The 14,121-nt window shown below is 44.9% G+C and carries 10 protein-coding genes and 1 pseudogene; 2 read left to right on the top strand and 9 right to left on the bottom strand.

Going from position 1 to position 14,121, the window contains the following annotated elements; translation table 11 throughout:
- Nucleotides 1-131: 131 nt before the first annotated feature.
- From ZOBGAL_RS01100 to ZOBGAL_RS01080, 5 genes are all read right to left on the bottom strand, one after another.
- Nucleotides 132-1,151, bottom strand: a complete 1,020-nt coding sequence (locus ZOBGAL_RS01100; protein ID WP_013991617.1) for a glycoside hydrolase family 130 protein — start codon at nt 1,149-1,151, stop codon at nt 132-134.
- Nucleotides 1,152-1,217: 66 nt separating this feature from the next.
- Nucleotides 1,218-2,771: a glycosyltransferase family protein gene (locus tag ZOBGAL_RS01095; protein ID WP_013991616.1), complete on the bottom strand. Its 1,554-nt coding sequence runs from the start codon at nt 2,769-2,771 to the stop codon at nt 1,218-1,220.
- Nucleotides 2,772-2,820: 49 nt separating this feature from the next.
- Entirely contained in the window at nt 2,821-3,726 is a 906-nt protein-coding gene (locus ZOBGAL_RS01090; RefSeq protein WP_123772389.1) for a hypothetical protein, read from the bottom strand.
- Between the two features lie 23 nt (nt 3,727-3,749).
- Complete coding sequence (locus ZOBGAL_RS01085; protein WP_013991614.1) at nt 3,750-5,246, bottom strand: RagB/SusD family nutrient uptake outer membrane protein; 1,497 nt, start codon at nt 5,244-5,246, stop codon at nt 3,750-3,752.
- Between the two features lie 12 nt (nt 5,247-5,258).
- Nucleotides 5,259-8,348, bottom strand: a complete 3,090-nt coding sequence (locus ZOBGAL_RS01080; RefSeq protein ID WP_013991613.1) for a SusC/RagA family TonB-linked outer membrane protein — start codon at nt 8,346-8,348, stop codon at nt 5,259-5,261.
- A 261-nt stretch (nt 8,349-8,609) separates the two neighbouring features.
- On the opposite strand from ZOBGAL_RS01080, the gene ZOBGAL_RS01075 reads away from it, so the two are divergent.
- Nucleotides 8,610-9,470, top strand: a complete 861-nt coding sequence (locus tag ZOBGAL_RS01075) for an AraC family transcriptional regulator (protein ID WP_013991612.1) — start codon at nt 8,610-8,612, stop codon at nt 9,468-9,470.
- A 49-nt stretch (nt 9,471-9,519) separates the two neighbouring features.
- A pseudogene (locus ZOBGAL_RS22990) lies at nt 9,520-9,696 on the top strand (type IX secretion system membrane protein PorP/SprF); the annotation flags it as partial.
- Nucleotides 9,697-9,886: 190 nt separating this feature from the next.
- Here ZOBGAL_RS22990 and ZOBGAL_RS01070 read toward each other — a convergent pair.
- From ZOBGAL_RS01070 to ZOBGAL_RS01055, 4 genes are all read right to left on the bottom strand, one after another.
- Complete coding sequence (locus ZOBGAL_RS01070) at nt 9,887-10,963, bottom strand: ABC transporter permease (RefSeq protein ID WP_013991609.1); 1,077 nt, start codon at nt 10,961-10,963, stop codon at nt 9,887-9,889.
- A gap of 2 nt (nt 10,964-10,965) precedes the next feature.
- Nucleotides 10,966-11,928: an ABC transporter ATP-binding protein gene (locus ZOBGAL_RS01065; protein ID WP_013991608.1), complete on the bottom strand. Its 963-nt coding sequence runs from the start codon at nt 11,926-11,928 to the stop codon at nt 10,966-10,968.
- A complete protein-coding gene (locus ZOBGAL_RS01060) occupies nt 11,928-13,076 on the bottom strand; it encodes a COG1470 family protein (RefSeq protein WP_013991607.1) in 1,149 nt (382 codons plus the stop codon). Before ZOBGAL_RS01060 ends, ZOBGAL_RS01065 begins: the two co-directional genes overlap by 1 nt.
- Before the next feature lie 70 nt (nt 13,077-13,146).
- A complete protein-coding gene (locus ZOBGAL_RS01055; protein WP_013991606.1) occupies nt 13,147-14,109 on the bottom strand; it encodes a DUF4340 domain-containing protein in 963 nt (320 codons plus the stop codon).
- Nucleotides 14,110-14,121: the final 12 nt, after the last annotated feature.

The raw sequence follows: 14,121 nt of genomic DNA, 5'->3' as shown, positions 1-14,121 counted from the left end.
TTTTAGCAATTATAGGGGGCGCTTCAATACGGCCTTGAGGCCCCGACCCAAAGCATTTACCTTATTGAATATACCAGACATCCGGAATCGACAGGGTTACTTCAATTGGGGGCGGAACCTTTGGTGTATTGTTATAGCCTGTATTTTTTCAGGTAGTCAAGTACGTCATCTATTTTACATGTGGCCAACCCGATATATTTGTCGGCGGCGCCATAATATACGTACAATGTATCATCTACGATAACATTTCCTGTTGGAAAAACGCATCCTTGATATGGGCCGTCTATTTCATAGTCATGTTCGGGTTCCATGACAAAATCGGTAGCGCGTGCAATTACCTTGGTAGGGTCGTTCAAATCGAGTAGCGCTAGGCCGACCCTGTAATACCCCTTGCCACCGTTTTCAACGCCATGGTAAATGATCAGCCATCCTTCAGGGGTCTTTAAGGGAGGCGTGGATCCCCCGACTTTTTCTTCCCATGTGCCCTTTCGGCCAGAGATCAGTAAAGTGCTCGGCTCGTTCCATACCATAAGGTCTTCGGAAAAGCGAATCCAGATGGAGGGTTGTTCACAGCCGTATTTTTCCCCGATCCATTGTTTCGGGCGATGTAACATGGCGTACTTACCATTGATTTTTTCAGGAAAAAGAATAACATCACGATCATCTAAATTGGTGTCGGTTATACGTCCGAGGCGCATCCAATCTTTAAAATCCTTGGTGACGGCAAGGCCTGAATTGGCGATGTTTTGCTTCAAAACCGCCGGGGCATCGGCTCCCACATCGGGAAGCAAGATGACATCGTGTTCAAATTTCCAGTATTGACCCGGATAATGAGGTCTATAGGCATAGGTTACGTAGAACTCTTCTCCAAACTTAACTATGCGGGGATCTTCTATACCTCCTTTATCCGGGCCATCTGTACTGGGTTCAAATGCGGGCTCATCGGAGCACCTGTTAAAGTGTATACCATCGGTGCTTTCGGCTCGGCCCATACGTATTAGATGCTGTTCGTCATCTCCTGCAGCTCTATATAACATGGTGAATTTTCCGTTCTCAAACCAGACTCCTGGATTGCAGACGACCAAGTTTTCCCAATAATTCGTTGGATGGGGTTTTAAAATAGGATTGTTCGGGTTTTTCTTTAATTTCATTATATAAAAGTGATTGTATTTTTTTCTGATTCGGTGTATTGAACCGAGTTTGTATATCGATTTTCCCTAGGGCATGTTGGTCAAAACGATGACCGAGCGGGCAGGGATGTTTACCTTGTGTTTACCGTCTAGTGGTATAGATATATCTTGTTCTAGGGGAAGGGCGAATCCGTTAGCGTCTACCTTGGCTTGAAAACTGCCGTCGGGCATGGAAGTGCAGACGTATTGTGAAACCCCATCAAAGGAAAAATTATCTTCCGCCTTGATGCTCAGGTCATCGTATGCTACGAAGTTTGAATTGACGATTGCCAAGGTGTAGGTATCTCCTTTTTTAGCGGCGATAGCGCGTAAGCCTTTTTTGTTGGGAAGTTGTACTTCATAGATATCCGCCCCTTTCGGAAAGTACCGGCACAATAAGGAAACCGGGTAGAAAAAGGGTCTGATTTCCTCATCGGAGGCACCTCCGAAGGCTTCCTCTCCAAGAATGTTCCAAAACCCCCATCTTTTCAGCTTTTTGGCATCCGGGCCAGACCCAGACCCGCTTTTATTGTACATGGCATCGTCTACATCCCATACCAAGGCCCCTGAAAATCCGGCCATCATAGATTGTACCATGGCGTCACTGATGTCGATGGCATAGGTGCCATCGTAGACGGACATATTGCTGTCGTCGGAAGCATAGGGGTCGGCGTTTATCCGCTTTAGGTTTTCGGTCTGTAGGTCGGCATCGGCACCATAAAATTTAATACCGATTTCGCCGAGTACTATTTGTTCCCCCTCAGGTATAGCTCCCTTGTAGGCCTTGAGCATTTCAAGATAACCGCCCTCGGTAACAAAACTCTTGGTAGGGTAGGCATGAATATCGTACAGCCCAAGTTTTTCGTTGAATTTTGATTTGCTCCGTGTGATCCAGCTGACGGCACCGGCATCACCGAAAACGGCAATGTCAGGGCCTGCCAGTTTCACGGACTGATGCAGGCCTTTACTTTCCAATCGGGATTGGAAACCCGATGCCACCTTTTGCCATAGCTCATAATCGGTATTCGTAGAAGACCAATCGCCATTGGGTTCATTGACCATATTGTAATACTTGATACAACTGTACCCTTTGGTGTCGATCAGGTAATCGAGGTAGTTGACCGCATTGTCGAGCCAGGTTTCGTCAACCTGGTTTCTGTCGTCATTTAAATAACTATGGCCCCATTCCCCGAACATTACGGTAATCTGATTGTCGGTACAGTACTGCATCATCCTGTGAAAGGCGTTGTTGCCCTTTTCCGGTTGAAATGCACCGTCGGTATCGGTATAGTTCCACCCGGAGCTCACCATGATCCTCATAAAGGATGGACGCATAAAATCGATTCGTTCTTTCAGGGTATTCCAATCGGCCTCGTTAAAATCGTCTACGCCTGTAAAGTTTTCAATAAGCTCATAACCGCCCCATTGCGCCCCGTTTCCCACAAAATCGACCGAAAGTGGATTTTGGTTTTTTATCAATAGGGTTTCGCCCGGTTTTTCGGTTGATAAATCTTTGTCTGCCGGGGGGGTATCGGTAGAACTTTCACTTGAGCAGGCCAAGATTAACAGGAGGAACAAATTATATAGAATCATCTTTTTCATCGTTGTTTGATTTGGGTAAAGGGGGGCTGGCCCGACCCCTTCGCCTTATTTATTTTTTTGATAATGCATAGTAATAGTAATGGCAAGCCTCGAGGGTGTATGATGGGTTGTAGTGTGCCCAATTATAGTCCCAAGGCGTGGCGAACATCAATTCGAGTTTGCCGTTTTCCAATTTCAAGGGGTTTGAGCTAGACTCGTTACCGTCTTTGTCAATAAAGGTTACCACATTGGTCTCGAGGTTGTGTTCCCAAATCCCTTCGCCGACCGGTACTTTTCTGAATTTATAGGCAAAATCCTTAGGCTCTCCAGATTCGGTAGCAGAGGTTATAAAAGAGGCGTATTTGCCATCAGGCCCAGCCTTATTGGTAAAGCTTCCAAAAAGATTTCCGTCGTCGGTAACCCCTTCTAGAACAAACTCAAGTTCATTGTCGGTTTCGAAACCGGCTTCGGGTATAACATTGGCCATATCTTCATGCCAATTGCCCCATGCCCAGCTATCGACCCCATCGGTGCCAACAAACCATCCGTAGGTAAGGTTTTGTGAGAGCGACCAAGTGCCTTCGAGGTCGGATTGAAAAGGTTTTAAAATGACTTTCCACTCAAGTTCTTTACCCTCTTTTGATCGAACTGCAATCGATGAGGTCTTTTCAGGATTATCAAAGTTCAGTTTGTCGCCCACCTGGATATCGGTAGAAGCGTCATAGGAAACGGCAATGCTGTTAACGTCTACCGCTTTAAAGTCGAGTCCGTTTGTATTGACCGAAATGGTGATGCTCGCATCATCTTTGGTACGGACGATTTCACTGGGGCCTATTTGGTTTTGCAGCTGAAGGGTTAAAATATTGCGCTCCATATTCCAATCGCCTTCATCGACCTCTTTCATCAGGTCCTTTTCACATGAAAAGAACGAGAAAGCAGTGGCCAACATGAGGATGCTATATGCTAACTTTTTCATTTTTTTGGTTTTTAGATACATCATTATTTTGCATTGGTATTCAGATCGACCTCTCTAAGTGGAATGGCGTAGAAAGCGGCCTGATCTTCGGTTAAACCGGCGGCCTGTGCGGCAGGAACGGTAGTAACCACCTTTGCCGTTCTACGTAGGTCGAACAAATGATGGCCTTCAAAAGCAAGTTCCCAAGTCCTTTCCTGCAAGACGGCCTCCCTGAAGTCTTCCAGTCCCAATCCCGACACGGGGTCGAGTCCTGCTCGGTTTCTTACCTTGTTAAGCCACAATAGGCCGTCTGAAGTGGGGCCGACGGCCTCTGCATAGGTTAAGGCGATATCGGTAAAACGGATCATGAATGGTCTGGCACTGGTGCGGTCGCCCTTAAAATCGGGGTCAAGGTATTTGATACTGAATATCCCGGGAACGTTGCCATCGTTGACACTACCGATGACGTTTCCTTCCTCATCATAGATGGTACTTCGCATCAGTTCATTGGCACGTTTGTCATTTTCATCGAATGTGGACTTAAAATCGGGGTTTACGCGGTAGACTTCCCATCCATTTGTGGTTTTTACAAAATCACCATCGGCATTTTTGACGAAATAGGCCGAGCCAGGTCCCCATGGCATCCACATTAAGGGGGTAGAGGAAAACTCACCGGGTTGGTTGCCCGAGCGGTCCATACTGATTTGCCAGATATGCTCGGGACCGTCAGGTTTGTTCACATCGTAAATACTTTGTAGGCTTTCGTCAAAACCATATTCACTTTGGTCGTTCAAGACTTTGCCCGACCATTTTGCCGCCTCTTCGTACATGGCATTGGCATCTTTTGACATATCCCTATAGCCTGCGGCATTATAGGCTTTTCCCGATGCAATGGTCAAGTATACTTTTGACAATATGGCCCATGTGGCTACCTTGTCGAACCTACCGGTTCTTCTATTTATGGATAGGTAAGATTCGGCGGTAGTCAGGTCGGAGATAATAAAATCGTATACCTCGTCTAAATTTTGCGCCATCTCGGGATTGGTCTGTGCCTCGGTAGCCACAAGCTCGGTCTGCATGGGAACCCTTCCAAAGGTACGGGCCAGGCTAAAATAACTCCATGCCCGAATGGTGTAGGCCTCACCAAGAATACGTTTTTTGTCGTCTTCGTCAAAGCCTTCATCCTTTACGTTTTGAATGACGCCATTTGCACGGTTGATGGCGATATAGCAGTATTGGAAAAAATTGGACAGGGCCTCGTTGCTATTGGTGGCCTTCCAGTTAACAATGGTTTCCACGCCACCACCTTCGGTAGGTTTTAGATCTGTGGTTTCGGTGGGTAGGTCGCCGACATCTATAATCCCCCGGTTATACTCTATAAAATTAAAGGCGTTATATGCGTACAATAAGGCCGCATCGGCGTCATCTACGGTTTTATAAAAATTTTCATCGGAATAAAACCCGTAAGGTTCTTCTTTTAGGTCACATGAAGTCAATGTGATCACTATAAATCCAACCAAATATATAAGTGTATTTTTCATTGTTTCTTCAGATTAAAAAGTTAGATCTACACCTAAGGTGAGGTTTCTCAAACGCGGATATCCGCCCCAGTAAATTCCATCCAATCCGACTTCGGGGTCATACCCGTTAAAATTGGAAAAGGTGTAAAGATTGGTGGCATTGATATATAGACGGGCCTTTGTAAAGAAGGAGGTGTCGTCTTTATCGAAATTGTAGCCAAAGGTGAGGTTCTGTATCCTTAAAAACGAACCGTCTTCAACGAACCAATCACTAAGTTTGGTGTCTCTGGTAGCCATTAGTTTAGGATAGTCGTTGTTGGGGTTGTCGTTCGTCCATCGAAAAGGCATTTCATTTGCCTGATTGAATTTTCCGGGATAGAAAACATCATTGCCGTACACCCCGTTGAGGAATATGGAAAGGTCGAACTTCTTATAGGTGAAGTCTAGGCCGAGACTCGCAATTAAATCGGGGTTCGGGTCACCGATTACGGTTCTGTCCTTTTCGTCTATCGTTCCGTCTTTGTTCAGGTCGACATATTTGAATTCACCAGGCTGGGCTAGGTCTCCCGTTAGTCCGGCAGCCAGTCCTTCTTCTTCCGATTGAACGATGCCGTCTGTTTTATAGCCGTAGAACACGTTCAAGGGTTGTCCGATACCATATATGTTGGCAGTGGCCATACCGAAGTCTGAAAAACCTTCGCCCCTGAATTCGAAATCCATTCCGGTATTGGAATCCCTTAATAGGCCTGCTGCCTGGGAATTTCCTAAATCAACAACCTCGTTCTTGTTTACGGATAATACCAAGTTGGAAGAAAAGCTGAAATTTTCGGCGTTGACAATGTTCCCTTCTACGGAAACTTCTACCCCTTTGTTCTTTACCGTTCCATCGTTTACCCAAATACGGGTGTAGCTAGAGGATAGGGGCAAGTACTTTTGACGTAAAAGATCGTTGGTCTCTTTGCTGTAGAAATCCACGGTAGTGCGCAATCTACTGTTGAAGAAAGCCATGTCGAGACCGACATTCAACTGTGCGGTAGATTCCCATTTCAGGTCTTTGTTCGGAATGCCAGACCAATACCTGTAGCGGTAATCGGGGCCGTATTGACCACTGACGTAACCCGGTCCGATAGCGGTTTTCCATTGGCCGTCATCATAGAAATTTTCAATACCATAGCGGCTTAAGGTTTGGTAAGGCGAGATGCCTTGGTTACCGGAGATGCCGTAACTGACACGGGCCTTAAGCTCTTGGAATATGCCAAGGTCTTCAATGAATTTTTCTTTATGGGCTTTCCAACTGATGGCGCCCGAAGGGAAGTATCCCCATTTATTGTTTTCCCCGAACTTTGACGAACCATCGGCGCGCATGGTTGCGGTAAAGAGGTATTTGTCGTTCAGGCCATAGTTCAAACGTCCGTAAAACGAGAGTAATTGCGACTCTTGCTTTCCGTTGCTTATTTTGTTGCTTTCAGGATCACCTGCCGACATATTTTCGTTTTGTAGGGCTTCGTTAACAAAGCCTTCGGCCCTTAAATCGGAAGTTCGTGTTACATTGTTCTGATATGAAGATCCAACCATGACATCAAGCTTGTGCCTTTCGTTGAAAGTGTTGGTGTAGGTGGCAAATGTTTCGGACAAAAGGTCGTGGTTCTGCCAATTTTTAATTTCACCTACCCCGTCATAGAAATAACCTTCCCAAGTATATTCTTTTGGCATGTACCTGTCGGAAGTGCTGTTGCCGTACTTGTAATTTAATTGGGTCTTTACGTTTAAATGGTCGCTAACCGAGTAATCTAATAGATATGATGAAATTATATCCAAGCCTTTTGACTCGTTCAGTACATTTTCGGTATAGGGGAGAGGGTGTCCGAAATCTTCTTCGGAAGTACGGAAGTAATCGCCATTTTCATCGTAAATCGGCCATAAGGGATTCCTCCAATATTCAAGACCGCTATTGTTCTTGCGTACATCCCTTGATAAAATATTCGATGTGGTAAACTTTAGCCTGTCGTTAAATTGATACGAAACCCCTAGGTTCAATATATACTTTTCATAACCATCTTCTATATATACCCCATCATCGCTCAGATAATTGGCGCCAATATTAAAGGAAGTGGTTTCGTTTGCACCGCGCATGGAAACGGTAGTGCTTGTCAAAATGGGCGAACCCCTAAAGACCACGTCGCCCCAATCGGTATTATGTGGCCAGCTGCCGCTTTCGATCTCGTAGACGGAAGGGTAGTAGACCCCGGCAATGGTTCGGCCCGTATAAACCGGTTCGATACCATCGTTTATACTTCTTTCGTTTGCCAATTGTGCCATTAGCAATGGGTCGTCCCAGCTGATCAGGTTGGTCGTGAAGTCCTTTACCGTGGTCTGATGACGAACCTCTATGGTCGTCTTTCCTGCTTTGGCCCTTTTGGTCGTGATCATGATGACCCCGTTCGCGCCCCTAGACCCGTATATTGCGGCGGCGGAAGCATCTTTTAAGACCTCTACTGAAGCGATATCCGAAGGGTTGATCTGCTTTAGGTTTCCGGCGCCGCCCAAAGGAAAGCCGTCAACCACAACCAAGGGGTCGTTACTGCCATTAAAGGAACTGGCCCCTCTAATACGAATGGTGGCCCCGGCACCGGGGTCTTGGGATGAATTGATGACCTGTAGGCCCGCAACGCGGCCTTGTAACATCTTATCGATCGAGTTAGAAGGTATAGAACTTAATTCTTCAACCTTGACACTGGCCACCGATCCGGTAAGGTCACTTTTCTTTACCGAACCGTAACCGACTACCACGACTTCGTCAAGACCTACCAAGTCTTCCTCTAGGGTGACCTCAATATGGTCTTTTTCGTCAATGGCGACTTGAACCGTTTTAAACCCGATATAGGAGAACGATAGTACGGCCTCTTTTGGCGAGGTTTCTATTTTAATGGAAAACTCACCATCAAAATCCGATACGACCCCGTTTTTTGTTCCGATTTCCAATACGTTGACTCCAGGGAGGGGTGCTCCTGAGATGTCATTAACCTTTCCGGTAATTGTTTTTTCCTGCCCCAGAATTGCCTGGGAACACATTAACAACAACATGAAAATTTTAACCGCACCGAATGCATTAAGTTTTTTCATAAATCTTTCAGCTTATTTGTTTGTAACAAGGCAAATGTATTATCAATTGATGATTTTTTATTTGCATCGATTGATAATTACAAATACTCTGTTGAATATTTAGCATTTTTTTAGTGTTAAAATCATATTAAATTTAAATTTAAGTACTGATTTTTATAGATTTATATAAATACAAACAAATGTAAAAGCAATACTTTATTGATTAGAAAAGTATAATTTTGTATTCAAATTAGTACTATACAACCATTAACTATTGAAAAGATGAAGAGAATTGTTCGAGAAATTACTCCTATAAATGATAGTGATCTGTTTATTGTACTCAACCATTACAATGCAAAATTTGATTTTCCGGTTCATTATCACCCCGAATATGAAATCAATCTAGTACTCAATGCTTCAGGGAAAAGAGTAGTCGGGGATTCCATCAAAACATTCGGTCATCCTGATTTGGTATTGATAGGTCCTAATACACCCCATGCATGGACGGGGGAGGAAACCGAGGACGCCCATGTCATTACGATCCAGTTTCAACAAGACTTTCTTTCCGAGAAAACCCTATCTCGAAATATATTCAATCCTATTAACGATATGATGGAAAGGTCGAGGATGGGCATACATTTTTCCGAAGAATTTACCTTGAGTATGGTGGATAGAATAAGTCAATTGACGCAATTTAGGGGATTCGATTCCTTCCTTAATTTTCTGTCCATTCTCTACGATATGTCCACTTCAAGAAACCAAAGCCTTTTGTCTTCACCGAATTATGTGGATATGTACGATACCTCAAAAAGCAAAAAAATAACTTTGGTCAATGAGTATCTATCGAAGAATTTACAGCATCCCATAAAATTCGAAGAAGTAGCCAGCCTGGTGAATATGTCTCCTTCGGCCTTTAGCCATTTTTTCAAAAAAAGGACACAAAGGACTTTTTCGAATTACCTATCGGACTTGAGAATAGGGCATTCCGCTAAATTGCTGATCGAAACCGATAAGAATATTTCGGAGGTATGTTACGAAAGTGGATTTAACAATCTGTCCAATTTCAACCGGGTGTTCAGAAAACAAAAAGGATGTACTCCAAAAGAGTTTAGAATGCAACAAAAGCTAATTACAAAACACTAGTGGTATCAGGCCTTACTTATGTGGATGAGCTTAGCTCGTATTCAATTTTTCCAAGCGCTTTACCTTGGGGGCGGGCTACCGTTTCAATGAGAGTTTTAGCGGACTTTTACTGTTTGATGTAGGGAAGGGATTTGATATCGGCTATGCCTATGAAAATGCTGTTGAAAGTCCCGTGAGCAGTATTGATGCAGGTACACACGAACTGTTTATGCGAATAAGGATATAATAGAAGCTTATCAAAAATATAGAAACTGGCTTACTCCGGTTCAGGGTTGGCCAGTTTCTTGTTTATAAGGACTATTATGTTGTCAAAGTTTCGGGTAGGGTTTCTTGTATCAATGTCTTGACCATTGTATCTGTTCTCGATTATGTAGCCGAATGCATCTGCCGTAAAAACCACGACTCAAAACAAAAAGTCAACCCCGTGAACGTATTTCGCGCTTCATAAAGAGGATATACGACAATAGGAAGCACAACAGGGTCAAGGCGAGCAAGCCGGTAAACTGGGGCCAAACCAATAACACGCTCTGTCCTAAGGGTAGGCTGCTGGGGATGGCACCGTGCAATTGCTCCATGGTCAAGGGCCCTAAACTACGTACGGAAGGTACTAGGATGGCAGAGGTTATTTCATCGAACAGTTCGTTGGGCATGATTTGAAGCAAATAGAATTTCAATTTTTCATAAAAATAGATGGCCCTAGGGGAGGCAAATTTCGAGGGTTCGTATCCTTTGATGATCAGATTGGCGATCATCGGATAAAATAAGGTAAAAAACAACCATACGGCTATGCCCAGTAAAGCGGAAGTGGCCGGTTGTCGAAAACGCACCGAAAACAAAATGGAAAGGTTCAGCCAGAAAGATACATATACGATGCTTAGCACCGTGTACACCATAATGCGCATAAATTCTTCGGCGGTAGGTGGTATTCCTATAGCGACCAAACCGGCACCCAACACTAAAAAGCTTAAGGAAAAAAGCATTACGCTGATTACGATGATACCGGCCAAAAATTTAGCATTGAGTATACTGTCCCTAGGTACGGGTTGGGCCAAAATACGGCTTAAGGTGCCCCTGTTCTGTTCCGAGCTAATGGCGTCGAAGCCCAGACTTATCCCGAACAAGGGGCCAAGGAATCCTACGAACACAAAATAGGGGGGTAGGGTACCGTCCGATTTGGTGAATAAATTCAGGAAAAAGAAATTGTTGTTGCTACTATCGGTAACAAGGGCCTTCATTCCGTCGTTTAAAGTAGAAAATAGGGTACCCAAACAGGCCAATGTAATAAGGGCGAATAGAATTATAAAGCGCCAGTTTCTGATATGGTCGGTTACTTCCTTTTTGACCATCGCCTTAAAAGGACTTAAGGTCAGCGTTCCATCATTACCCAAGGAGCCGTTCTTGAAAATGGGTAGGGAAGTATCGGGGAGTTGTAATTTCGGAATTTTTATAGCGGTCAGTTTTAATTTTGCCGCTTGAAACACGTTATTTTTCATATCTATTTTTCTTCCTGAAAGTATTGGTGATAGATGTCGTCCAGACCGTATTTTTTCTTGCTCAAATAGGCTAGTCCATAGCCTGAGTTTACAAGTAGTCTAGATACTTCGGGCGAGATATCCTTTTTCGATTCCACCACAAAGTGTTCGTTCTTAAGCTCTACCTTGGCCACCTCTTTGATTCCTTTAATTTTATCGATTACCTCTTGGAGGGCCTCAGGCGTTTGCTTCTCGGGCGGACTGCTTATTTCTCCTTCTATGGTAAAGGTGTTTTTGGAGAATAACTGCTCGGCCAAGGAACTGATTTTTCCTTCGGCCAATAATTTCCCTTTGACAAAAATGCCGACCCGATCACAAAGCTGCTGTACCTGATGCAAATGATGGGAGGAGAACAAAACGGTAATTCCTTTTTTTCTACTGAGGTCGACAATGAGTTGAAGGAATTTTTTCACGCCTTCGGGATCGAGTCCCAAAGTAGGTTCGTCGAGGATAATGACTTCCGGCTTTTTTATGAGTACGTCGGCCAGGCCCAAGCGCTGTCGCATTCCCCGTGAATAACTGGCCACTTTATTGTCTTTTACCTCTTCCAATCCTACATCGGCCAAGGTCTCCAAAGCGGTCTTTTGGGCTTCCTCCATAGGAATGTTGTTTAAGCGCGCTATATACAAAAGGTTTTGCAAGCCGCTATAATCATTGTAAAAGCCTACATCTTCCGGTAGGTAACCGACCTTTCTTTTTACCTCTAGCGGAAATCGGGTCGTATCGATTCCGCATACCTTAACACTTCCCGAATCTACTTCGGTAAGTCCGAGTAGCATGAGGATCGTAGTCGATTTACCGGCCCCGTTGGGGCCCAATAGCCCAAAGATCTCGCCTTTTTCTACAGAGAGGGTCAAATTGTCGACCGCCACATGCTCCCCGTACTTCTTGGTCAATCCGATGATTTCTATACTTTTCTCCGCCATTATCTTCTGCCATATTTTTTAAACAGGTAGTAGATGGCCCCTAAGGTCCCTAATATGATAAAAATGCCCAGCCAGCCCCATAACAAAGGTGTTTTTACCGAGAACCTAATAGATGCGGTGGATGAGACCTCAGGCGTTTTGGCGGTGATTTTGGGGAGGTAGTCCCCTGGAACCGCTTTATCGGCGGCTTTTATGATGGCCTTTACCTTTGCACTGCCCCCGGCCTTTATGTGCGATATGGTATCGGGCTCGATGGAAACCTCCCAATCCTTGGGTTTGGTAGAGGTAAAGGTGATGTTCCTCAATTCGCTAGATCCGGTATTTCTGACCAAAAGCTCGAGTTGTTTGTCTCTTCCCGAGGTAATACTCGAACTCAATAATCCCGTAGGTGTGGTAAGTTCCATGTCATAGGTACCTTTGATAACCACCTCCAATGCCAATTCGGCCGTGGTGTACTTGTTGGTGGCCTTTATGGGTATCTTGTAAGAACCTGCCCTTACCAAGGATGAAGGGCTTACGTCGACCGTAATATTGGTGGTCTTGCCCGGTGCGATCTCAACCGCTGTGGCCTGTCTGCCGTTGGGCTTAAAAGCTACGTTCCATCCCCGTGGTGGCGCGGCCATCAAAGAGTAGACCTGCTTTTCCCCGGTATGGTTTTTCAATTTTGTGGAAAAGTTGAAGTTTGACTTGGAATGCCCTTCCATATTGATCTGGTCGGAAGTGAACTCGGTCTTAAAGGTGCCTTCCTCCGATACATTGATGGTTATGGGAAGAACGTCGTGGTTTTTGGCGATTAACTTAATGTTGTATTTCCCTTTTTCTACCTTCAAGGGTACATTGACGGTTAAGGTGAGCTTTTCCTTTTCGCCCGGAAGCACGGCAATCCGCTGTATGGTAAAGCCTCCTGCTTTTAAGGATGAAGTCCAGTCCTCTGGAAGTCCCGATAAACTGATTTCCACATCCTTTAACTGGCTTCCGTAGTTCTTGACCTGAACGGTATAGTCGATAGATTCCCCTGGAGGCACCGAAATATACGTATACGGCGTGTATAAGGTTATACCATTACCGGCCAAGGCAACCGGACTCATTGAAAATAGAAATGCGAAAAAAAGTAGTAATATCTTGAAATTATATTTATTGGATTTCATAGTGTGTAGTTTGTATATCATAAAAAGGATAAAAAGTTGGGCCGATAGAACGGCAGGTTTATAACTAGGTTCAATTGTCGCTATTTTTAAAGTGGGTTTCATCGACGAACAATCGCTTGAACAACCCAAGGGAGTCGCTCTCCACGAAGGTGTTGGGGTGTTGCGACGAGTTGAGGAAGAGTTTGTTGCCAGGGAGGTCGCCGTAGGCTTTTACAACAACATCTTCCATGTCCTCCCCTCGAACGGTTATCGTGCGCAAGGCTTCCCCTTTTGCTTCAAATTCGTCCGCGAATTCGGAACTGCCCTGATTTCGAATGACGTTTAGGTAACGGGCTACCTGGGCGCTGTCTGCCGCTACGCCCGAAATGGTCCAGAGCGAATCTTTTTTTAGCAGGCTGAAGTTTTCTTGATCGGTGCTTTCGAATTTCACTTCCTTGATATCTTCCTTCTTCAATTTGATAAATTCCGAATTCCTCCATGCATTGAACTTGCGGTTGAAGGCGCTCGAAATCTGGTTTTTCAGGGAATAGGTTTCGGGCCTGTCGTTGATTCGAAAGTAGGTCGACCCGGTCATGGATGCCCTGCCGTATTGCGGGGCGGCCGCCTGTTCATACGATGTTTTGCCGAAGTAAATGGCCGTTGTTTTACCACCGTCCTTTTCTTGGATTTCCAGTTTTCTTGCCAAGGAATCGGTGAGTTCGTAATGGTTCCACTTGTCCTTTGTCTTGGCGACCAGGCGTTGGGCCTTTATGTCTTGCAATTGCCCCAGTGCGCTGCGTACTACTGCTTGGTTGCTTTGCGACTTGATCTTGCCCTGGGCAACCTCCCAACCGTTTTTCGACCTTGAAATGACAATCGGCTCTTCTGCCGATTTGGCGGGCGGGTATATGGTGAGTTTTGCTATTGCAGAGGTGTCCAATTGTACGACCTCTGGGTCAAAGGTGGTACTGCTGTTCTTTTTGAAGTAATTTGTGGAAACATAAAGTAGCACCAATACGACCAAAACGGCGATCAATAGGTTGTTTTTCTTCATGGTTTATGGTTT

Source organism: Zobellia galactanivorans (assembly GCF_000973105.1).
Taxonomy (GTDB): Bacteria; Bacteroidota; Bacteroidia; order Flavobacteriales; family Flavobacteriaceae; genus Zobellia; species Zobellia galactanivorans.
Note: the sequence above shows the minus strand (reverse complement) of the source record. Positions and strands in the feature narration are given on the sequence as shown.